This is a genomic window from Patescibacteria group bacterium, from assembly GCA_027858235.1.
GTDB lineage: Bacteria > Patescibacteriota > Patescibacteriia > Patescibacteriales > BM507 > BM507.
Map to the genome: position 1 here is coordinate 1 of JAQIDC010000027.1, position 22,199 is coordinate 22,199.

A 22,199-nucleotide genomic window follows, 5' to 3' on the forward strand; every position below is an offset into this window, starting at 1 on the left:
AAATTAAAAAATATAATACTATCATTATTATTAATTCTAGAACTTTTATCATCTCCAATTTCAGTTGGTTTTATGTATTCATCAGACTCCCCTTTGTTATAGGACTGACTTATTGCGTCTTTAGCACAAGAAATTTTATTAGCTTCCCCTAAAACTAAGACATCATAGGCCTTCTCTGTCCTGGCCCAGGACTTTTTTCTATCCATCCCATAAAAACGCCCCATGATTGTAGCTATTTTTTCATTCTTTTTTAATTTTGACTCAAGCTCATGCACCAAATTAAGAGAAGCATATTTAGGTGAATCCCTTCCGTCAGTGAATAAATGTAGATATACTTTTTTTACTTTTTTACGTCTAGTGAGTTCAAGTAATGCTTGCAGGTGACCTGGGTCACTATGCGGACTCATTCCATTCGAGAGAAGCCCCATTATATGTAGATTGGATTTATTTTTCCTTGCATGATTTATAGCCTCAAGAAAAGCAGCGTTTTTATAAAAAGTTCCATTTTCTATTGATTTACTTACTTTCACAACATCTTGCTTTACAGATCTCCCTGATCCAATATTCATATGGCCCGCTTCACTATTCCCTACTTGTCCCTCAGGAAGACCAACATGTTTTCCGTGAGCAAAAATAGAAGTGTTGGGATATTTTTTAAGTAAAGAATCATAAAACGGAGTATGAGCCTGCGTTATGGCATTCCCTTTACCTGGCTTATTTATCCCCCATCCATCAAGAATAATTAAAATTAAAGGTGATAATATTTTTTTTGTCCCAAGAATATTTTTTTTACTTGTCATAAACTTAATATTAAAATTCTCCTTTTAATTTCATTTCAATTTCCATTAAACGATTGTACTTAGCAAGCCTCTCGCTTCGAGACAAAGATCCAGATTTTATATAGTCAGTCCCCAGGGCAACTGACAAATCCGCAATAAAAGTATCCGTAGTCTCACCACTCCTATGAGAAGCCATTGTTTTCAATCCATGTTTCTGAGCAAGCAAAACACATTCAACAGTTTCCGTTATGCTCCCAACTTGATTTGGTTTTACAAGCAAGGCATTAGCCGCTTTTTCTTTTAAACCCTGCCTTAGTCTTTTTATATTTGTCACAAATAAGTCATCACCTATCAAGAGCATATGTCCTCCTAGTTCCTTATTTAGCTCTCGCCAGCCTTCCCAATCATCTTGTTCGAGACCATCTTCAATGGCAATTATAGGAAACTTTCTAAACCATTCATTATAAAGACCAATTAAATCATTTTTGGTGAATTGAGATTGGTCTAATTTGAAAATATATTTTTTATTTTCTCGGTTGTAAAATTCGGAAGCACCAACATCCATTCCAAGACCAATATCCTCTCCTGGTTTAAATCCAGCATTTATAATTGCGGCTATTATTAATTCTATAGCCTGAACTGAAGAATAAATATCAGGAGCATAGCCACCTTCATTTCCAACATCAGTATCCATGCCAGCTTTTTTTAGAACCCTACCTAATTCATGAAAAATTTCCGCCCCCATTCTAATCTTTTCGGCAACACTAGTATCACGAAGTGGTAAAATCATAAATTCTTGAAAATCAAGATTTGTATCTGCATGCGACCCTCCATTAAATATATTAAATGAAGGAGTTGGTATTTTAAAATTTTTATCAAGTTCAAACACATCCGCTAGATGCTCATACAGTTCTACTCCCCTATCCAAGGCGGCGGTTCTTGCGGCGGCCATTGAGACAGAAAGGATTGCATTTGCTCCAAGATTTTTCTTATTTTCACTTCCGTCTAAATCAATCATTGTTTGGTCTATGTTTTTCTGGTCACCTACATCAAATCCACTCAAAGCTTTATTTATTTTTGTATTTACATTTTCCACTGCTTTCAAGACCCCCTTACCTTCATATCTTTTTTCATCACCATCACGCAACTCCCAGGCCTCATGAATACCTGTCGAGGCTCCTGATGGTACACTAGCTTTTGCCCAAACCCCGTTTTCTAGAATTATCTTAGTCTCAAGCGTAGGATTTCCTCTCGAATCTAGAATTTCTCGTGATTTTATTTCTTTTATTTTTGTCATATTTATATTATTTAATTATTTATATAAAACTAGTATTATATCATCACATCCATAAGATCCAGCTCCACCAGTTGGAGCTCCTAATCCATCCGGACCATAAGAACCGATTACCACTGCATCGACACAGAGTAAATTTGTACATTCACAAGGATCACCGTTAGCGTCTATTCTATAATCCGTATCAAAAAAATACTCATACCCCCAAGGATCAAGATCAAATGGATTCATATAAGGTCCAGACCAACCAAGAAAAGCACCTCCATTAGAATTTAATCCTCCTGCTCCTCCAATAAAACTATTTAGACAAGTGTTTGAACTAGCATCCACTCCACAAAGCTCGTTATTTGCAGTGCTGCCTATTTGTTTTGGCTGTTGGTCTCCTGGCCAACGCGTAGTGTCGGCCTCCAAAATATCAATAGCTTTTCTAATTTCTGAAATATCACTAATAGCTTTTGTGATTTTTGCATTTTTTCTAGCAGAATTAACGGCCACCGTTGCCAAGGTGGAAAGAATTCCAATAATTGTTATAACCACAAGTAATTCAATTAGGGTAAATCCATTCCTTTCTCTAGACATAAAAACTATTTTTTTACTATTCCCAAAAGACCGGGCATAGTCTCACCTCCTAAGTATGAAAGCATTGCCCCACCTCCAGTTGAAACCCAATCAACATGATCTTGCATTTTTGTCTTCTTAAGAGCTTCTACTGTTTCTCCTCCTCCAACAACACCAAAAGTCCTACCTCCTGATCTTGAGGCAATAATCTGACCTATAGCCATGGTCCCAACTCGAAAACGAGGGCTTTCAAACATGCCCAATGGACCATTCCAAATAATTGTTGCCGATCTTTTAATATAGCTAGAAAAAAGTTTTATTGTTTCTGGCCCTATGTCTAGAGCAGAATCTTCTTCTCCAATTTCGCTAATTTTTTTAACACTTATTTTTTCTGTTACAAGATTTTTTACAAGGACATCAACTGGTAATAGTACTTTCCCGGATTTATATCCCTTGGCAAATTTCAAGCTGTCCCTGTCGACCAGAGATCTCCCAACATCGAATCCTCTAACTAATAAAAAATTATTAGCAAGTGCTCCTCCTATTAGTATTTTATGAGCCTTGGGATAGAGTTTTTTCACAAGAGTTGTTTTTGATCCAATTTTTGAACCGCCCATAACTACTATCAATGGTTTTTTCGGTATTATCACCTTGTTAAGATTCTCTATCTCTTTCTCAAGAAGCAAGCCAGCGAATGAAGGTAAATAATTTTTTATAGCTGATACCGAAGCATGCGCTCGATGAGACACAGCGAAAGCGTTGTTCACATAAATATCGGCAAGCTTCGACAGGTCTTTAGCAAATTTTTTAGAATTCTTTTCCTCTCCCTTGTTAAATCTCAAATTATCAATAAATACTATATCACCATTTCGCATTTTACTCACTGCAGTCCCAGCCTCCATTCCAAAAACACCTGGAACAAAATTTATTCTCTTGCCGAGCAATCGTGACAATCTAGTTACAACCGGAGCTAAACTATATTTTTCATTATATTCCCCTCCTGGCTTTCCTAGGTGGCTTGTTATTATAATTTTTGCATTATATCTTTGCAAATACCGAATTGTTGCCAGACCGGCTGTAATTTTAAAATCATCACGAACTACACCATTCTTTATGGGCACATTAAAATCAGCTCTCAAGAAGATTTTTTTTCCAGCTAAGTCTTTATATTTTCTAATTGACAATATGGTCATAAATCAAATATTTCTATATATTATAACACATTTGGTCCAAAAATAAAAAAATTCTACTTAGTAGAATTTTTTTATTTCATTTATTTTAGTTCAGCTAATATCGCCCTTATCTGCAACTCCTCTGTTCCTCTCAATAAACCAAACTCCACTTCGTCACCAGGAGCATAGGTCATTATAATTTTTGCTAAACTATTATTCTTATTAAGTTCTGCCCCGTCAATATATTTAATTATATCACCAATTTTTATACCTGCTTCAAACCAAGGGAGCAAAGAGCTTTTTGGAGAAGGATTTACAAGGGCTCCTGATTCTTGAAAATTTTTGTTTTCTGTATCACTGCTAATAAAATACGAGAGGTCAGCGTAGTCCAATCCAAGGCTCGGCCTAGAAATAACTCCTTTTTCGAACAGGCTATCCACCACTACATTAAAAACCCTGGAAGGAATCAATTCTCCTTTTTTATTTATAAACATCACAATACGTCCTGATACATCAAAAATAAATGAAGAGTTAAAGTTTTCACTTAGGTCGTCAACTAATTTAATTTTATCATAATAAAAATCAGAAGATATAGACAGATAGTTTCCAGAATCTCGCACGGATGACACTGTGCTCAAATATGTATCTCCTGCTAGGGTTAAGCCCAAAGCTGTCTCTCCAGTATTTAGGCTATCTTGACTAGCCATGTTTAGAACTGCTAAATCTCTGGCATTAATATGCAAGAAAATATAATTAGTAGACGGATCTATTTCAATTTTATCAATCGTGTAAATTTTCTTATCATTACCGATAACCACATATTTTCCCATATTCAATTGTTTGTTTTTACCAACAAATTCGAGATGGTTAAGAGCGTCTGTTACAATCCATCCATCACTTGTAACAATTAAACCTGCTCCCAGTTCATCGCCTATTTTGTAAAAAGAATCCAAATCAATCATCTCCTTTTTTGTGCTAGTGGCTTTCTTTTGGTAAATTCCCACCAAGCTTACATTAACTAGTGAAATAGTCTCATTAATTTTTTCATCTTGAGCAACGACAACCTTCTTTGCTCCGCTAATAACAACGTTTGGTTTATCTAAATTTCCATTTACAAAGTTGAGTTCTCCAAAAAAAGCTGAACTTGTTCCAAAGTACGATCTGACAGTCAGACTCCCCACAATACCAGCGACCAAGCCAAAAAGTGTTGATAATAAAACAATTACTACAATTCCATTTTTATTTTTTTCAATCATAAATTTATACCCACCTTGAAGTTAATAATACTAAAATAATACTCACAAATCCAAAACTAAAATATAGCTTTACAGTTCTCGGATTCAAACTGTCTTTCAAGTGGTGTCTAGAAAGACCCATTATAATATAATACCCAATTGCCAAAACAAGACCAGATATCTTATAGGTAACTGGCAAGAAATAAATAGACCAAGCAAGCTCCATCATAACAAGACAAACAATCAAAACATAAAATAGGGCTATATTATATTTTATTTTATTTATATACATCACCGAATAGACAATCATGGCCAAAAATACCACAAAGACAATCATTAATATCCAGACAGGAAAACGTAAGAAAGATTGCAAGCCATAAACTGACGATGCCATAAAGAACACTAAAATAAAATTACCAAATATTGTAATATTATTCAAGGAGTCTCCCCTGTCAACGCCAGAAAAAAAGGAACGGAGAGTTCTAAAATAAAAATATAAAATAACGGAATTTACAAGAAGCAGTAAATGAGGCCTTAAATAATCCATTTCCATCATCAGATAAGTAACAAAGCTAATTTCTAACAGAATTGGAAATATCAAAAAAATATACCATTTTATATCAAGGTCACCTCGAACTTTAATATTTTTAACTGAAAAAAATACCAAGAATAAAATAACAAACAAAATATAAAATATATTTCCAATATTATATACAAAATATTCCAAGAGAAGAAAAATCAACAAGGGGGAAAGTCTGAACAAAAATGATAAATAATATGTCATATCAATTAATTTAGCCAAAGGTTATCCTGGCCAATTTTTTCTATTTCCAACTGAAAGTCGCTATCCAAAATAAAATTATTCTCGATGATTCTATCTATTGTTACAACTAGACTTAAATGAAAAGCCCTATACTCATCAGGAACAACCAATGACATCAAGCTATTTTTTATCCCAGTCAACTTTTCATCAACGTTTATTTCCTCGGTGCTTGAGGCGACTAAATTAGCATCATCTTTTAATTGAAAATAAATACCCCTTACTTTCTCCTGATAAGTACTCTCAAGCATTGCCAAGTCTACTTTTTCAATTTTTATTTCTTCTTTCACCACTTTTTCATTTGGCATCTCAATCTCCTTGGAAGCTATAACCAGATAAACAATTAGAAAAAAAGAGAAAGAAGCGAGTGCAATTAATATCTTTTCTTTATTTTTCATATTTTATATTAATTATTATTTATAATCTCAAAATCATCTTTTTTCTCGAGGCTGAGCTCTAGCTTATTCACTTCATCAGAACTAGTCAAAGAATTAATTTTTAAGTACTTGTCTGAAACTGTATACAAAACATCGTTGATATATAAACTTCTCTTTACACTTGCATCATAATAACCATAACCATTCCAATAATACTGTTTCCCTTCAAGTTCTCCTTCCTCGAAGTGACTTATTCTTTCTTTTAATTCAACGCTGTCTTTTTTAATATCAAACCAAAGAGCTCCTCTAAAATTTATTTTTCCATATCTATTCTCCCCTTCTACCTCTCTGAGCGTAGCGGGTATCACAAGTAAATTTTTATCAGATGAAAACAAAAAGGCCTTATGGTCGTTTAGGGCAATTGAATCACTACCAACTCCTCCAATGATTATGCTGTCAGCTTCTTTCGGATTTGCAACATCTGAAACATCAAACAAAGATATTTTAAGTCCACCGGTCACCACTCTTTCATATTCATTCAGCTTTGCATCCTTACCTATTCCAATCAAAGTTGTCTCGTCATAGGGGTGCAGGTAATTAGAAAATCCAGGTATCTTAAGCTCTCCCAATACTTTTGGATTACGCGCGTCACTTAAGTCAATCACAAACAAAGGATCAGTTTGCTTAAATGTAACAAGATAAGCTCTGTTTTGCATAAAACGAACCGAATAGATTCTTTCATCTGGGGCCAAATCTTCAAGAGCGCCAACTTGTTTTAAATCTTTGTCCAAGACATACAAATTACTATAAGATTCATTTGATCCATCGTCAAAACGAGACCAAGTTCTATTTTTTGTTGTTGCGATTCTAAAATATCCCTTGTTCTCATCCATTGAAAATTGATTTAAAACATGTCCAGTTACTTCGCCCGATGTCTTGTATTCAATGTCAGAACCATTAATTTCTACTTTATGAATCACGGTTTTTTCTAATTCTTTTGAAATATCTTCATACTTCTTTTTCATTTCTTCCTCGACTTGTTTTTCAAGTTTTTCCTGCTCATCGTCTGGGAGACTTTGTATATATCTTTCAAGAATAGCAGAAATTTTTCGAATCTTCTCACTATCACTCAATATAAATTCCTCAACCAAATCTATCGCAACTATTTTATCTGCTTCTTTTTGAGGTAATTTCGGAACCAAAATCTCCTTGGTCATCTCCATCACTAATTGCTCTTCGCTTATATATTTTGTATAGGTAATGTAAATATTACTCTCTGAAACATACATATTTTGGTTATCAGAAAGAATATAAACCTCTCTCTCCACGTCAGAATTAATATTTGCCAAATCAACAACATTTACACTAGAAAAATTATATCTATTATAAGGAATATCAAAATAATAAACATCTGGCATAATGCATTTTTCAGCTGTGCAGGCCGTGTCAACTCCATCTTCCAAAACCCTAGGCAAGATTGGTTCACCATCAATATAATAATTATAAGTATTAGTTACAAAATAAACATAATCACCAATCATTCTAGAATTTGCATAAGACCCCTCAAAACGAATATCTCTTAATTGACTAGGTTCAGACCTATCACTGATATCAAAAATCTTAAAATAAGTATAGGATGAATTTCTTCTAAAACTCTGACTATACGTTTCTTTTGAAACTTGAAAATCTTCCCCAAAAACAACAAGTTTGTTTTTATTTATATAAATATTTTTTGGACTAGATTCAAATTTTATTTTTGATACTATTTTAGCCTCGCTTGCTGGACTTGCCTTTATAATAAAAAGTTCATTTTGAGTAAGTGAATATATATAATCACCGTCAGTTTTTACAATATCAGATTCATCCACTCCTTCCACCTGAACATTTGTTTGTGAAAAATCATTTTCACCTTCTGCTGAACCAAGGCCAGGTGCTGTTGGAACCGCTTGTGGAGCTGATTTTAACATCATGCCGTCAGTTGCCATTTCAGCTACTTCCATTCCCCCAAAAGAAGAATCAGCAAAAACCATATCACTTCGATAATAATTTTCACCTGAATTAACTTGGCTATTTTCTAAAAATTCTTTCAACTCTTCTGGATTATCAAACTTTTTTATCTCAGACTGACTAGCCAATATATTTTCTATAGTTTTTGACCCAGAATCAGTTTTTATATTTTCTGTAACTTTTTCTGTTGGTTTAATATTATTTTCCGGTTGAACAGTCGTCGGGTTTTTGCTCAATGAAAAAGAGCAGGCGCTTAGAACAAAAGTTAGAGCTAAAAATAGTATGAATAATTTAAGATTTTTTTGCATAGAATTTTATTTTAAAATAATGAAATTTTATTTTTTTATACTAACTTTTGTCATTATTATTCCCCTCTATGAGAGGGGTGGCAGCTTTGCTGACGGGGTGTGTTTTCGTTTTATTTTTTGTCACGTTTCTTTCGTTAACCCACTACACACCTCCCGCTACGCGTACTCCTACCCCAGGGCGCCCGAGCGAAGCGACAAAGTGCTCTTGGGGTGCACACTCTTTCGCTTATCAGCGACGACCCAGGTCGGTCTCTCTTGTTTCACAATTCACCTTCTTCACCTTGTCTCAAGAGGAGATTTTTTCATATTTATATATCAATTATTATCGTAACTGGTCCATCATTAATTAATTCTACTTGCATATCCGCTCCGAACTTTCCTGCTTCAACTTTTATATTTTTCTCTTTCAAAATAGTAACAAATTTCTCGTAAAAAGGGATAGCCTTTTCTGGTCTAGCCGACTCAATAAAACTTGGCCTGTTCCCCTTTTTCGTATCGCCATATAAAGTAAATTGAGAAACAACTAAAATCTCTCCTTCAGTATCTTCTAAAGATAAATTCATTTTTTCTTCACTATCTTCAAATATACGCAATTTCAAAATTTTGTCGGCCATCTTCTCTATCATTTTTTCCGTATCATCAACGTGAACTGCAAAAAAAACCAATAAACCTTTATCAATTTTTCCAATAATACTGTCGTCAACACTCACCTGAGCACTAGACACTCTTTGAATAACTGCTCTCATATTATTCAAACATTTTAGTAGCCTCTATTTCCTCCCATTCACCACTATCTTCATCCAGTTTATAAACATCTAATCTACCATTCTTTTCAGTTTCACTATATACATATTGAACATTTGTTTCAGAACCTATTCTTCTGGTGTAGGATGTTTTTTTATCTAGAATAACTGGCCTCAAAATAAACTCTAAGCGCATCTTTCCAAGAGGTCCCTTAAATTCTATAAATTTAATATCAACTCCTCCTTCTTCATCGTCATGATCAGACCCCTCATCCAGTACTTCGAAAGTATCCTTAATATGACCAACTGTTTGTTCCCATTTATCTTCTTGCATATATTTAAATTAATAATAAGTAGCATGAGTCTCCATATCCCTCCTTCTATTTGTTGCAGTCACCTCACTTATAAGACCCCTCCTTAGTAGATCATCTACTGACTTATTCATTGTTTGCATTCCTATATTAGAACTTGTTTGTATTGTTGAATTAATTTGTTCTATTTGATTGTTTTTAATTAAATTAGAAATTGCGTTATTATTTATCAATATTTCTCTAGCTGCAACCAATCCCCCTCCTCTTTTTGGCAAGAGTTGTTGGGATACAACACCACGCAAGACTCCAGAAAGTTGGTTAGTGATTTGATTCTGATACTCTGTTGGAAAATAATCAATAATACGAGAAACTGTTTCAGCAGCGGTTGATGTATGGAGTGTAGATAAAACTAAATGACCTGTTTTGGCAGCGGTCAAAGCAGCTCGAATAGTTTCTTTGTCTCTCATCTCTCCAACCATTATAACATTTGGATCTTGTCTTAGAGCATATTTGAGAGCGGTAGAAAAATCTTTTGTATCTCGACCAAGCTGTCTCTGTTCTACTATACTTTGTTTGTCAGTAAAAATATATTCTATCGGATCCTCAACAGTGATAATATGCGCTCTTCTCTCTTTGTTAATAATATCAAGCATAACAGCCAGAGTCGTTGATTTCCCAGCCCCAGAAGGTCCCGTCACAAGAAGAAGCCCATCTTTAAGGTGAGTTAATTCATAGATAATTGGATTCAAATCAATTTCTTGTGGAGTTGGTATCTTATTCAAAACCAATCTAGCCGAAAGACCCATATGAGCCTCCTGATAATGCAAATTAACCCTAAATCTATTATTATAAAACTCCAGAGAAAGATCAATGTCCTTTTCACTTTCAAATTTATCCCTTGTTCCTTTGTCAATCGAAGCAAAAATAGCATGCCTGAGCTCCCCAGCAGGAATTTCATCATTCTCCAATCGATGCAATTCTCCCGCTATTCTCAGCGAAGGAACAGCCCCCTCAACTAAATGAAGATCCGAAGCACCCCTATCAATAGCCTGCTTAAAATAATACGCTAAATTCATAAATTAAAAAATAATTTCCTAGTTATTATAACATTAATTAATCTCTTGTAGCAAATAAAAAATCGCCACATTATTCGGTGGCGATTAAATTTATTTTTCAAAACAATTGATATTTCTTCCTCGGGAGATTACTCAATTCTAGAATTTTTTTTCAAAGTAAAATATTCTTGAACTCGATTTTTGTCTTCGACCCCCCTGTCCTGCTCAATGCAAGATAGAAAATTCAGCTTTTCCTCAAGCTTCATATGCATATTTAATGCTGTAAAAAAAGCAAATTCATTATCGCTTTTTTTACTATCCAATATGGAGTAAACCCTTTCAAAAAAAGACCTCGGACTTTCATTCATTGTCCTTATAAGCGAATAGGCAAGCTGTTCTATGCTAGAAGACAAATGAATAATAGCGTAACATGCTGCTGATTGCATTTTGCACCTCCCCAATTTCCAAAGTTATAGTTAAAAAAGATCCAACAAAACACTAACAAAATTACTATAAATAGTCAAGTTTAATGAACTTATTTAAATATCCCAGATGTCTTCAAAGCAAAAACAACTTCTCCAACAATATTCTCCTCCGATACTCTATATTCATCCACAAAAGTTGAATTATCACCTTTTGTTATAAAATATCCGAATTCTTTCCCCATCACCCTATGAACAATAATCACTGACCTCGTTGGGTCATAAAAAGCAATAATCTTATTCTTGTAGTCACTAATATTGTTATTTTTAACTAAAACAATGTCATTTTTATAAATAACCGGATTCATTGAATCAGATACTATTAAATAAAAAAACTGATAATTATTGAAAATTACAGGAATTAACAAAATAAATATTATCAATATTTCTAAAATAATTATTTTTGTTTTTAGATTCTTTTTCATTTCACTTTTATTAGTTCGTATGGAATATTTAGCTCATCAAGATAAAGTAAAAAGCCTTGAATTAATTCCTTGTAAGTTTCGCTTGAATAATATATCTCAATTTTTTCAGACTGATACTGTTTAATTAATTTATCAATAACTTGAGTTTCTGCCTCACTATTACAAAAAGGTCTGTGACTAATTTGAGAATTATTATAGATATCTTTGTTTATTTCGGCTGGCCAATTTTTTAGACAAAAATTACCTGGTATCAAAACATTATTTTCATTAGCAATCAAACTAAGAAAATTATTATTAGTTATTTCCGAATAGTGCTTTTGAATACCAGAGATTAATAGTAAAGACTCATTAGGTGAGGCAGAATAATTATTAACAAAATCATAAACCTTCTTGTCTATGCCAATAATATCGCCAATAATTATTTTATAGGGCCTATCTTCGTTCGGGATAACCCTATATTTAATTCCGCCAGTTATTTGAACAATTTCCTTATTATTAATAGTATTAAAATAATCCAATCTCAATATAATAATTTTATAAGACAATATTGCTATTACTACAAATAATAGAATTATAATCAAATTTTTTCTATTTATTTTATTCCACATACATAAATAATAGCACAAAAAGAGGTAAATGACCTCCTCCCCGGGATTCGCTAGCGCTACTCCCGGGGTTTCCAACACGGCTCATGATAATTCAAGATCAAGAAGTCATGAAAGCCTCAGAACAATTTTGTTGTCTGGGGCTTTTCTTTTTCACCTTGCCATTTTATATAACGTCTGACCTGTTCCTCGTTTAGGCCTACTGTTGACGAAAAATATCCCACACTCCAGATGCCGTCCCAATCGAGGTACATTTCACGAATGAATTTAAATTTCTTCCTTAGATATATGCTAGAGTTTGATTTTAATTTTTGGACGGCCTCTGACACGGCCATATTTGGTGGTATTTCTATTTGCAAATGGACATGATCTTGATCTGTGTTCACGATATAGATATGGAGTGTGGGATATTTTTTTACAGTATTAAAAAGACTAGTGATTAGTTCATCTTTAACATAATCTTTCAACCATTTTCTACGGTGTTTCGTGCCCCAGACTATATGATATTGATGTTTGTATGCACAGTGGCTTAGACTTTGGATTCTCATGAGAACAGCCTAACACATGAATAATATATAATAAAGTTTGTTAGGCTCGGCCATTCATCCCCGGACATCGGCGACTAAGGTGGCTACGAGAGTTGCTTTCTAGACGGCCTCTTGTCCGGGGTTTCCTGGGTATTAAAAAAGAAGCTAAGTTTCCAATTGGAAACTTAGCTTCTAAAAAATTTATATTTTACTATTTCAAGTTATTCAATTCTTCAACGTAAACATCTATTTTTTCTTGCCATTCATCATCTATTTCTAACTCTGGGTAAAGATATGATCTAAGACCGTGATAGAATCCATATGTAACAAATATATAGCTTTCTTTCTCATCACTTGAGACATGCAAATTACCCTCATCAAACTCTAGATCAATGCTATCTTTATGCTTTATATGCGAGTATACATTATCTCTCTTCTCTACTTTACTGAGAACATCCCCCTCTATCGAGCTACTTGCATATGATATAGATAGCTCCTCCATTCTAAATTCTCTTTCTTCGGAGGTAATTATGGAAATTTGATCCAACCAATGTTTCTCTGTCCAGATTATTTTTATTCTCAAGGTACCACTATTCGTATTATCTATTGCCTCTTTTAAACTTATGTAGGAATCAGTTTGTAATTCACGAGGGTGAACCATACTATACTCTTTATATTCACCGTTTTCTTCAAAGAAAATAATGAAAGAAGCTCTAGCGCTTGCCTTATTTGGATCTGGAATTATCGGCAACGGGGTTGATCCCCATGAGCTCAATGAAAGATAAGTTTCTTTATCTTTTAAATCTCTGATATCAATATTAAGCTCAATATAATCATCCAAATTTGCATATAAATTTTCATTGTCTTTTGAGCTTATTTGAGATAGACACTCAATCCTTTCTGAAGTTTCTTTAAAAAAATAGCAAGAATTAACAAGGCCTTTTTCTTCCATCTTTTTTATTGTCTTGATGTTATTACTTCGATTTTCTACTATTAATTCAGAATCTTTATTATGTAGAACCCTTATCAGTTTTATTTCATCAAAATGAGATTCTTCTGGCTCCATTTCTTTTATCCTTAGCTTTAATTTACCGTCCTCAATACTTGGATTATTTGACAAAATATAATTATCAACTGGTCTATTCCTTCTTTGACTATCAATACTACTAAAATCGTTTAATTCTAAAAGTGAATTTTCATAATAATCAACTGCTTCGTCATAAGTATTCCCCCAGAATGTTGCCAAGACATCATTTTCGATAAAGTAATTACCAGATATATTAGCAAAAAGATATGGAGTAGAACCACAATCCTCAATCCAGTTTATACTTCTACAATAATTATTAAAACAGTCATAAGTAACGCGTTCAAGGGGGACAGGACAAGTAATTATATTAACAGATGCGATATAATTATTTGTATTACACTCAGAATCCAAAGTACACACACCCGGCGATGATACTACTGATGGTGTTTCACAGCCAACCGAGCCATCTGAATTTATAGCACTAATGAATTTCCCAGCTGTACAAGAATCAACAACCCTTCTCTGAACAGAATCTACATCAGTATCAGTATACAACAAACTTCCATCTTCAATCTCACTAGTTCCCACTGCCCCTTCTACAATCTCAGAAGAACCAACAGAATCAGCCGCAAGCTCAGAGCTATCTATTGATCCATCCTCAATACGATCTCCATTCAACATCCCATTTAACCAACCAGGGATTGTTAAATTCCCAGTATCATCTATATTCATGATTTCACTTCCATCACTATAAAATCGATAATAATCATCTGAATCGCTATCATCATCAATAGTAAAATTCATCCCCCAACCTTTAGCATCTATATTAATAGAACCATCAGCAGCATTCAAAACATTAGAATAAATTTCACCATCAATAGTTAAATCTAGAGATACGTCTAAATCATTATTAACAGTTAAGGGACCGTTCTTTGTTTGGCCTGCAAGCCCAGTATTAATTGGTGGATCTATATTCCCTCCAGGAGGTCCAACACTCGGTGCCGACCAAGAAGCAAAAAGAGATTGTAGGGAGATAGAAAGCCCAAGAACCAATACTATAGTGATAATAAATCTAAGTTGAGATTTTAACATATTATTTTAAAAAAATATTAAATGTACTTTTATTATAACATTATATATCATGTAGCACAAAACATGTAGCATCGAATATAGTGAATATTGTAATTTGCACCCCAGAGCACCCTCTCTTACTTCGTAACGACCCAGGTCGGCCTCTCTCACTTTATCATCTCGAGCTTATCTAATTAATAGTTTTTTTCATCTATGTCATCTTGAGCGAAGTGCTAACGTGGCCGAAAAATCCCTTTTTGTTTTGACTAAAATATTAATCATATTCCCAAAGGGATTTCTCAATTTCGCTCCGCTACATTCCCCGCATGCTGACGGGGCAGGCGAAATGACAGGTATGTTACATGTTTTGTGTTACATGCTACATGTTTTGTGTTACATGCTACATGCTTTGTGTTACATGCTTTGTGCTATGTGTTACATGTTTTGTGTTACATGTTTTGTGTTACATGTTTTGTGTTACATGCTACATGCTTTGTGTTACATGTTCTGTGCTATGTGTTACATGCTTTGTGTTTTGGGTTACATGCCCCTCCTCTTCTCCGCATCAGCCAAAGAAAACTCGCAACCACAATAATCCTGTCTATATAAGTCTAGTTTTCTGGACATTTCGGCTGCTTTTTTAAATCCGTCTTGCTTTTTAAAGTCTCTTTCCAAAAAACCAAGCTCGTACTTACGTCCCAAGTCTTGACCAAATTTCATAATTGCTTGAGCATTTTTATGAGGGCTTGTTGTTAAGGTTGTAGCAAAATAATGAAAACCATTTTCAGAAGCATAACGAGCAGTTTCCTCCAATCTTTCTCGATAACACATCATACACCTCTCTCCCTTTTCCGGGTCAGTCTCATGACCACTAACCATTTCTCTCCATTTTTTATGATCATAGCCACCGATGATAACTTTTATTTTATACATCTTTGCCACTTTTTTTATTTCTTCGAGTCTCTTTTCATATTCACGTAAAGGAAAAATATTTGGATTATAAAAATATAGAGACACCCTAAACTCTTTCCTTAAAACCTCACTCACATAAACCCCACAACCAATACAACAAATATGTAGGAGCAAGCTTGGTTTAGGAGAATTATTTATAAAATAGGCATAAAGCATAGCTAGTGCTGCTCCAGCAATTCCAAATAATAAATCATACTCATCAACTGTCCTTCCCGGAACATAGGCCTGAACTATTTCGAGAGAGAAAGAGTAGAGAGAAGAAAATAGAAAAGCATACTTTAAGGCACTCAAAAACTCCTTATTCTTGTCAATTAGTAAATATTGAAAAATTAAATATGCAAAAATTCCAAAAAGAATAAAATGAACTCCTTTATCATAATAAGTTATTTCGTGCGTTTCAAACTCTTTCATGGGAAAAGTTAAAAGAATAAGGATCAATAATCCCCAAAGAAAGGTGTACAACAATTTAGAACTCTTTTTTTTCATTTATTTTTTATTTTCAATTATTCTAAAAGTAAAAACTAGACTTAGCATTAAAAGTATTAATAAGCCAAGAGCATAAATTTTTCCAACACTTTGCAAAAAAACAGCGCTCATCCCGAAAAGAAGTGACAAAGAATAGAATATTAAAACAGTTTTTCTCTGTCCTATTCCTAGGTCATACAATCTAAAATGCAGGTGTTTTCTGTCGGCAAAACGAAATGGATTTTTCCCAGAAGCTATTCTTCTTATAATGGTCCAAACAACATCTAGTATCGGAACGCCCATAACTAATAGAGCTATGGCTATCTTCCCACCAGAAATTATAGCCAGTATCCCCAAAAGAAAGCCGAGCAAAAGTGAGCCTCCCTCACCCAAAAATATTTTAGCGGGATGCCAATTGAATATCAAAAATCCAAGACATGCGGCAAACAATGTTAATGATGCAACAGCAATATCTGGCTGATAATATTTAGAAGTCAAGGTAAAAATAAATATTATAAAAGCACCAATTGCCGTAATCCCAGTTACAAGCCCGTCCATTCCATCAAGAAGTTTGGTGGTATACATCATTCCAAGCAACCAAAGAAAGATAAACACATCAGAAAGGACTGTAAAATACAAATTTTGTCCCCAAAGGTTAAACAAAAATATTTTCAAACTATCAAAATAAAGATACCCCCCGAAAGGATTGGTTATCTTCTCTATACCAACACCTCCAAAAATAACCAATAAAATTGCAATTGCTGGGAAAATAAATTGTTTTTTTGGACTTAGACTATACTTATCATCTAGGAAGCCTCCTATCATCAACACCACACCCCCTAAAAATACCCCCAACCAATGACTAAATTCTAAATCACCAGACAGTAGTTTATCTCTAAAAATAAAAGCCACTACAAAAAATGACAAAAATATAGCCACCCCTCCCAGAAGAGGAACACTACCTTTATGAATTTTTCTCTCGCTATTTGCTATATCAACAATATTTAGCTTTATAGCTATATTTTTCACTAAAATTGTAAAAAATATTGAAAGAAAAAATGTTATTAAAAATATGAAAAAATATGAAATCATTGACTAAAAGATTAACTTTATTTATAATAATTTGCAAGGATCCCAACCCATCATCTTTAGGAGGTAAAATGGAAAAAAATCCGCTAGAAAAGATTGAAGAAAAATTGCACCATGCAAAAACTGTTCTTTTAATTACCGACGGTAAAGAAAAACCCCAAAAGAAGGCTATCAATCTCTTAAGGAAAGAGGTCTCTTTCTTAACTACAGTTAGTTCTACCAATAGGTCAACAAAGACTAAAATGACTAAAAATTCATTCGATTTGATTCTCGGTCATCGAGGAGGATATTTCATCCCTCACCCCAATCATAGCACCGTCTAGTTTTCAAAATAAAAATCAAGGGCGTATTGAAAAATACGCCTTTTCTATTCCTCCAAAAGAACCGCCCAGTATTTATCTCTATTTAGCACACCTCGCATATTCCATCCCCTATCAACTAAATTATCATCAACTCCGTATGACCAAACAATTTTTTGTTTACCTTCAATATTTAGTGATGATGAAATAATATCATTATTTGTTCCTGATTGTTTTTGAACCATTAAGGAGTACGGGGCGAGTTTGTTTTTACTTCCATTAAATGATTCCACTAATTTTTCAAAAAAACCTTTTTCTATTTCTTCTTCAAAATTAATTTTAAAAGGTAACTTGTATTTTATAGAAACGATAACAGTTTCTCCTGGATTAACCCATGCCCAATTAGCGAATACTGTTTTACCAGAATCTACATATACTTTAGTCCAAGAATCTGTGTCTACATATGCCTCTCTCTCAGCAATCAAATCTTCATCAATCTTCCAAGTATCCTCAGGTTCTCCAAAAAGTTCTTCATCAATTGGCCAGAACCCGCGAGCTTTAATCAATTCGCTACCAAGGGGAACATAAAATCGCATCCATGAATTGTTCCTCACCCCTGTAAATAGGTCGCCTTTTACCCCAGCATGTCTTCTCTCAACTGTAACGGTATCATATATCTCTCCATCATCAGATATTTCAACATTGTGCATTATTTTCTGCTCTATCACTCTATCACTTTTCCCTCCTGCAATATTAGTATTCACAACCATTAAATAATCAGACACCGCATCTTCGACTTCTCCGCTCCACGAATATTCTCTTGCTTTGTTTTGCAACTCCTCATCTTCAAAATAGAATAATATCTGTTTTTCATTTAGAGTCTTAAGTAAAGCTTTTGAAAAATCAAAAAGATTATCTTTATTCAGTCTTTCGGGTAGTTCTTCAAATATTTTATTCATTAAATCACCAATTATTTTTTTTGGTTTTTTTGTTAAATCTGGTTTTTGTTCAGCTAGACTCTGAGTTTCAATCCAAAAATTTTCACCATCAATTATGATCCCGTAATCACTACTCATATCAATCGGACCAATCACACCCAAAATATCTTCAACAACAGTAGGGGTCAAACTAATTACTCCATCGACAGAAGGACCCCCACTACGCTCGTAAAACCACATCAACTTTTGAGCAGTTTTTTTGAAATCAGGCCACCAATTAGCATCCCAAAAATGCCACAAGGGATTAACGAGATGCAAGGGCTCAGGGGCAATAATAAATTCTTTCAAGCCAGCTTCCGTATCATAGCTCCCACCACCTGGAACTTCCATATTTTTTATTTCTCCATTTGAAAAATCAACCAAAGCATAACTACCGATGAAACCACCACTAGCTCTTAGTTCTGAGTTGTTTTGAAAAACAAAAAGATATCGTTTATCTAAATCTCCACCAAGAAAAGTGATCAATTTTTCAGATAGATCATAAATCTCCAGTAAAGCCGGTTCGGCTTTGACAAGGGACTCTCGGACTAAAATTATTTTATCTTTATGCTCATCGGGCAAAAGATCAATATCTATCTTTTCTAATATGCCGTTTAATTGCAAAACATTTTCTCGAGCTAGGCCAATATTTAGATTAAACTGTCTTATAGAATCCATTAAAGACTGTTCTTCAGAAAAAGCACCAATCGCCATAGAAAAATTATCACCAATTTCTGTTCCCAAAATACCTGCTTCAATTATATTTTTTCCTTCTGAGGCCAGTTTTATTTTTTGATTTGGGACTAGGGACGCTAAGAAAAAAAGGCCATTATTTATTTTTTCGAGTTCAATCTTAATGGCCAACAAATCGTCACTAGCACGGACAAACCCATTCTGAGCACCAGTAAAATCGAGCTCTGAGGCAGATTGTGAAGCAGACTTTAGATTTGATACAGCGTCCTCGGATGCTCCCAAAACCATTCCTTTCACACTCAATATATCCAAATCTTTATAAGAATCAAAAAATTTAAGAGGAAGAGAGAAAATAAGAAGCACTAATGAAAAATAAAAAACTTTTTTAAAATAATTAGCGGAGAATACAGGTTTTGGAGTTTTTCTAAATAAACTTGATAAGATATTTTTAAAACTAAATCTTTTCCTTTCTGGCCCTTTTTTTACAACATTTCCCAAAATCTTGTCTCCCGGAATATGCGCTGACTCTCCCCAGCTTATAACTCTCTTTTCTTTCTTTTCTGTCTTTTTATTGCCAGAGAATAAATTGCCTTTTAGCTTGCTAAGTATTGCTTTAGTTGAAAAATAGAAAAAACGCAAAACAAAATGAACTGCCCATGTAAATATTTTTGAGAACTTAAATACTATTTTTAAAATTGGATAAAAGGCAACACTTTTTAAGCTTTTCTTTTGATTTTCGCTAATTGCGAAAACTCTTGTTTTTGGTTTAAAAAGCTTGTTCAAAATTGGTAATATTTTTGAAAAAAAACTCAAATATCCTTTTCTGTCTTTCTTTTTGTTCTCTTGCTCTTCTTTTTCCTCTAATTCTTCAATTTCACTTTTTAATTCAACCAAAAAACGCGATGGTTTATCGCTATTGGAAAAACTATTATTATTTTTATTTATTTTTATTCGCATGAGGAATAATTTCTAATATTAGTATTTTACCCTTTTACCAACCAAAAAACAAGCAAATTTTTCAACAATAATTCAAAATTACCCACCACTTGACAAAAATTATAAAATATGCTATTCTTTTATAATGATCGTTAAACAATTTTTGTATGCTACCTATTGATAAGATAAGAAAAACTAACCACATTCCAGGGAGGAAACCATGTCAGTAACACAAATTACTATCAATAATGAAGCTATCGCCCCAGAAAACACTATCAAGAACTTCAAAGATATTCTCTACGTAGAAGAGGTTTCAGTAAAAGTACCGAAAATATCACAGCACATGAATAAAATCCCGGCTCACCCCATTCTCGTCGACGGAAAAGTCGGGGAAGTTCAAGAGAACTGGATGAATGGCTTTGTTATCCAAGGCTCAAAAGTAATTCTGTATCGCCACTACTACAACATTAGCAAGTCTAATATTGGGAAAAATATTACGGCGACCGTAAAAGTCATTAAAAAAGAAATGCTTGACGGACAGCTCTTCACCCTAGTTAATGTCATTCACACCCCGGGTGTCATTGGCACAAAGACCATGAAGTTTGTCCGAGGCAACGTCGAATTTGGAGTCGAAATAATCGGCACTGATACGAAGATCTGTTTCCAGGACATACAAAAAAATTAAACAAGAAAAAAATAAAGCCCGATAGCAAAAACATCGGGCTTTTTTCTATGGAAATATTTAATTGCCAGAACTACAACATATCTAAAACTTCCTTCGTCTCTTCAGCACAAGATACCCAAGAATATTTTTTTATCTGCTCCCTTCCTTTTTCTACCAAACCTTCTCTTATCGCTGGATTATTGAATATTATTTTAATCAATTCCACTAACTCTTCTCTATTTTCTGGATTAAAATATTTAACTGCATCACCCAGGACTTCTGGCATGCTTGCTGCGTTCGAGCTTATAACTGGACAGTCATTAGCCATGGCCTCTAACGGTGGTATTCCAAACCCTTCATACTTTGACGGGAACACATAAGCCATCGCCCCTTGAAATAAATATTGAAGCTCATCATCTGGAACATAACCAGGAAAAATTGTTTTTTTACCATCAGATCCATTCGGCTCGTTTTTCAACTTAATCTCTTTTAACCTCTTGAAAAAATAATCTTCTTTACCGACAAGAACTAAGTCAATTTTTAGGTCGCCCAATTCTCTGTAGTAAACATCCATTAACCATTCAAGATTTTTGTGGGGATAGGCATTCCCAACATACAAAAGATAAGGCTTTTCTATCTTGTATTTATCTAGTGTTTTTATAATGTTTTCTGGAGCTGACTCCCCTTCAATCAATCTTTGTGAAACTCCTTCAAGGGTGACAATTACCTTATCAGAATCAATGGAAAAGTTTTCCAGAATATCCTTTTTTGTAAATTCTGAAACGGCAATAATTTTTTTTGATTTTTTTATAGCCAAATCCAGAGAAAGCCTGTATGCTTTATTTTTTATTTTATACAAAAGTGGAGAAAGTTTGGTGGCTCGCAGACTTGGAAATTTTATTAAAATAAGATCATGAATTGTCACCACGAATTTTGTAGGACAAAATAAGGGAACATTAAAATGATGAAAATGCATTAAATCAATTTTTTCACGCCAGATATAATAAGGCATCAAAATTTGCTCTAACATAGTATACCATCGAACGTCAGCTAACACTTTCCTTGCGCGAGGATTATTAGTCTTGAAAGAATCAAAATTTTCTTTGCACAAAAAAATAACATATTCATTGTACCCGTCAATATTCAAAAGATTATCAACAACCTCTTGAGTGTAACGACCAAGTCCCTTTCCAACTGGTCCATAGAAACGAGCATCAATGCCTATTCTTTTATGTTTTTTATTATCCATAATTCAATTATAGCACATGCTAAGAGAGACCTCCGATGTCCTCGAAGACATCGAAGGTC

General features: G+C 33.9%; 22 protein-coding genes. 2 read left to right on the forward strand and 20 right to left on the reverse strand.

From position 1 onward, the window contains the following. The 18 genes from PF572_01610 to PF572_01695 all read right to left on the reverse strand — a co-directional run. Nucleotides 1-800, reverse strand: an 800-nt coding sequence (locus tag PF572_01610; protein ID MDA3839761.1) for a 2,3-bisphosphoglycerate-independent phosphoglycerate mutase, incomplete at its 3' end; no start/stop codon positions are given. Nucleotides 801-810: 10 nt separating this feature from the next. Beyond that, on the reverse strand, nt 811-2,076 hold the full coding sequence (gene eno, locus PF572_01615; protein MDA3839762.1) for a phosphopyruvate hydratase: 1,266 nt from the start codon (nt 2,074-2,076) through the stop codon (nt 811-813). Nucleotides 2,077-2,091: 15 nt separating this feature from the next. Further along, complete coding sequence (locus tag PF572_01620) at nt 2,092-2,652, reverse strand: prepilin-type N-terminal cleavage/methylation domain-containing protein (protein ID MDA3839763.1); 561 nt, start codon at nt 2,650-2,652, stop codon at nt 2,092-2,094. 5 nt (nt 2,653-2,657) lie between these two features. Next, a complete protein-coding gene (locus PF572_01625) occupies nt 2,658-3,824 on the reverse strand; it encodes a phosphoglycerate kinase (GenBank protein ID MDA3839764.1) in 1,167 nt (388 codons plus the stop codon). Between the two features lie 80 nt (nt 3,825-3,904). Beyond that, complete coding sequence (locus PF572_01630; GenBank protein ID MDA3839765.1) at nt 3,905-5,059, reverse strand: S1C family serine protease; 1,155 nt, start codon at nt 5,057-5,059, stop codon at nt 3,905-3,907. 4 nt (nt 5,060-5,063) lie between these two features. Next, nucleotides 5,064-5,822 carry a hypothetical protein gene (locus tag PF572_01635; protein MDA3839766.1) on the reverse strand — a complete coding sequence of 253 codons (759 nt, stop codon included), beginning with the start codon at nt 5,820-5,822 and terminating at the stop codon, nt 5,064-5,066. 5 nt (nt 5,823-5,827) lie between these two features. Continuing rightward, the gene (locus tag PF572_01640) at nt 5,828-6,256 is read right to left on the reverse strand and encodes a hypothetical protein (protein ID MDA3839767.1); all 429 of its coding nucleotides are present in this window, start codon (nt 6,254-6,256) and stop codon (nt 5,828-5,830) included. Nucleotides 6,257-6,264: 8 nt separating this feature from the next. Next, nucleotides 6,265-8,550: a beta-propeller domain-containing protein gene (locus tag PF572_01645; protein ID MDA3839768.1), complete on the reverse strand. Its 2,286-nt coding sequence runs from the start codon at nt 8,548-8,550 to the stop codon at nt 6,265-6,267. A 308-nt stretch (nt 8,551-8,858) separates the two neighbouring features. Beyond that, nucleotides 8,859-9,296, reverse strand: coding sequence for a D-aminoacyl-tRNA deacylase (dtd, locus tag PF572_01650; protein ID MDA3839769.1), 438 nt, complete (start codon nt 9,294-9,296; stop codon nt 8,859-8,861). A 1-nt stretch (nt 9,297) separates the two neighbouring features. Beyond that, nucleotides 9,298-9,627 carry a hypothetical protein gene (locus PF572_01655; protein MDA3839770.1) on the reverse strand — a complete coding sequence of 110 codons (330 nt, stop codon included), beginning with the start codon at nt 9,625-9,627 and terminating at the stop codon, nt 9,298-9,300. 9 nt (nt 9,628-9,636) lie between these two features. Then, nucleotides 9,637-10,680 carry a PilT/PilU family type 4a pilus ATPase gene (locus tag PF572_01660; GenBank protein ID MDA3839771.1) on the reverse strand — a complete coding sequence of 348 codons (1,044 nt, stop codon included), beginning with the start codon at nt 10,678-10,680 and terminating at the stop codon, nt 9,637-9,639. A 128-nt stretch (nt 10,681-10,808) separates the two neighbouring features. After that, nucleotides 10,809-11,105, reverse strand: a complete 297-nt coding sequence (locus PF572_01665) for a hypothetical protein (protein MDA3839772.1) — start codon at nt 11,103-11,105, stop codon at nt 10,809-10,811. Between the two features lie 89 nt (nt 11,106-11,194). Next, complete coding sequence (locus PF572_01670; GenBank protein MDA3839773.1) at nt 11,195-11,566, reverse strand: signal peptidase I; 372 nt, start codon at nt 11,564-11,566, stop codon at nt 11,195-11,197. Further along, nucleotides 11,563-12,147 carry a hypothetical protein gene (locus tag PF572_01675; protein ID MDA3839774.1) on the reverse strand — a complete coding sequence of 195 codons (585 nt, stop codon included), beginning with the start codon at nt 12,145-12,147 and terminating at the stop codon, nt 11,563-11,565. Before PF572_01675 ends, PF572_01670 begins: the two co-directional genes overlap by 4 nt. A 143-nt stretch (nt 12,148-12,290) precedes the next feature. After that, entirely contained in the window at nt 12,291-12,719 is a 429-nt protein-coding gene (gene tnpA / locus PF572_01680; GenBank protein MDA3839775.1) for an IS200/IS605 family transposase, read from the reverse strand. A gap of 190 nt (nt 12,720-12,909) precedes the next feature. Then, entirely contained in the window at nt 12,910-14,817 is a 1,908-nt protein-coding gene (locus PF572_01685; protein MDA3839776.1) for a hypothetical protein, read from the reverse strand. A 519-nt stretch (nt 14,818-15,336) separates the two neighbouring features. Beyond that, nucleotides 15,337-16,254 (reverse strand): epoxyqueuosine reductase QueH, encoded by a 918-nt coding sequence (locus PF572_01690; GenBank protein MDA3839777.1) that lies wholly within the window; start codon nt 16,252-16,254, stop codon nt 15,337-15,339. Next, nucleotides 16,255-17,262: an MraY family glycosyltransferase gene (locus PF572_01695; protein ID MDA3839778.1), complete on the reverse strand. Its 1,008-nt coding sequence runs from the start codon at nt 17,260-17,262 to the stop codon at nt 16,255-16,257. It lies immediately after the preceding gene. A gap of 53 nt (nt 17,263-17,315) precedes the next feature. On the opposite strand from PF572_01695, the gene PF572_01700 reads away from it, so the two are divergent. Next, nucleotides 17,316-17,645 carry a hypothetical protein gene (locus PF572_01700; GenBank protein ID MDA3839779.1) on the forward strand — a complete coding sequence of 110 codons (330 nt, stop codon included), beginning with the start codon at nt 17,316-17,318 and terminating at the stop codon, nt 17,643-17,645. A 44-nt stretch (nt 17,646-17,689) separates the two neighbouring features. Here PF572_01700 and PF572_01705 read toward each other — a convergent pair whose 3' ends face one another. Then, the gene (locus tag PF572_01705; GenBank protein ID MDA3839780.1) at nt 17,690-20,248 is read right to left on the reverse strand and encodes a DUF4012 domain-containing protein; all 2,559 of its coding nucleotides are present in this window, start codon (nt 20,246-20,248) and stop codon (nt 17,690-17,692) included. 199 nt (nt 20,249-20,447) lie between these two features. On the opposite strand from PF572_01705, the gene PF572_01710 reads away from it, so the two are divergent. Beyond that, on the forward strand, nt 20,448-20,912 hold the full coding sequence (locus PF572_01710; protein MDA3839781.1) for a hypothetical protein: 465 nt from the start codon (nt 20,448-20,450) through the stop codon (nt 20,910-20,912). A gap of 70 nt (nt 20,913-20,982) precedes the next feature. Here PF572_01710 and PF572_01715 read toward each other — a convergent pair whose 3' ends face one another. Beyond that, a complete protein-coding gene (locus PF572_01715) occupies nt 20,983-22,140 on the reverse strand; it encodes a glycosyltransferase family 1 protein (protein ID MDA3839782.1) in 1,158 nt (385 codons plus the stop codon). Nucleotides 22,141-22,199: the final 59 nt, after the last annotated feature.

Coding starts and splice junctions, on each gene's coding strand:
- eno (MDA3839762.1), bottom strand. CDS start 2,076: ATGACAAAAATAAAAGAAATAAAATCACGAGAAATTCTAGATTCGAGA.
- PF572_01620 (MDA3839763.1), bottom strand. CDS start 2,652: ATGTCTAGAGAAAGGAATGGATTTACCCTAATTGAATTACTTGTGGTT.
- PF572_01625 (MDA3839764.1), bottom strand. CDS start 3,824: ATGACCATATTGTCAATTAGAAAATATAAAGACTTAGCTGGAAAAAAA.
- PF572_01630 (MDA3839765.1), bottom strand. CDS start 5,059: ATGATTGAAAAAAATAAAAATGGAATTGTAGTAATTGTTTTATTATCA.
- PF572_01635 (MDA3839766.1), bottom strand. CDS start 5,822: ATGACATATTATTTATCATTTTTGTTCAGACTTTCCCCCTTGTTGATT.
- PF572_01640 (MDA3839767.1), bottom strand. CDS start 6,256: ATGAAAAATAAAGAAAAGATATTAATTGCACTCGCTTCTTTCTCTTTT.
- PF572_01645 (MDA3839768.1), bottom strand. CDS start 8,550: ATGCAAAAAAATCTTAAATTATTCATACTATTTTTAGCTCTAACTTTT.
- dtd (MDA3839769.1), bottom strand. CDS start 9,296: ATGAGAGCAGTTATTCAAAGAGTGTCTAGTGCTCAGGTGAGTGTTGAC.
- PF572_01655 (MDA3839770.1), bottom strand. CDS start 9,627: ATGCAAGAAGATAAATGGGAACAAACAGTTGGTCATATTAAGGATACT.
- PF572_01660 (MDA3839771.1), bottom strand. CDS start 10,680: ATGAATTTAGCGTATTATTTTAAGCAGGCTATTGATAGGGGTGCTTCG.
- PF572_01665 (MDA3839772.1), bottom strand. CDS start 11,105: ATGCAATCAGCAGCATGTTACGCTATTATTCATTTGTCTTCTAGCATA.
- PF572_01670 (MDA3839773.1), bottom strand. CDS start 11,566: ATGAAAAAGAATCTAAAAACAAAAATAATTATTTTAGAAATATTGATA.
- tnpA (MDA3839775.1), bottom strand. CDS start 12,719: ATGAGAATCCAAAGTCTAAGCCACTGTGCATACAAACATCAATATCAT.
- PF572_01685 (MDA3839776.1), bottom strand. CDS start 14,817: ATGTTAAAATCTCAACTTAGATTTATTATCACTATAGTATTGGTTCTT.
- PF572_01690 (MDA3839777.1), bottom strand. CDS start 16,254: ATGAAAAAAAAGAGTTCTAAATTGTTGTACACCTTTCTTTGGGGATTA.
- PF572_01700 (MDA3839779.1), top strand. CDS start 17,316: ATGAAATCATTGACTAAAAGATTAACTTTATTTATAATAATTTGCAAG.
- PF572_01705 (MDA3839780.1), bottom strand. CDS start 20,248: ATGCGAATAAAAATAAATAAAAATAATAATAGTTTTTCCAATAGCGAT.
- PF572_01710 (MDA3839781.1), top strand. CDS start 20,448: ATGTCAGTAACACAAATTACTATCAATAATGAAGCTATCGCCCCAGAA.
- PF572_01715 (MDA3839782.1), bottom strand. CDS start 22,140: ATGGATAATAAAAAACATAAAAGAATAGGCATTGATGCTCGTTTCTAT.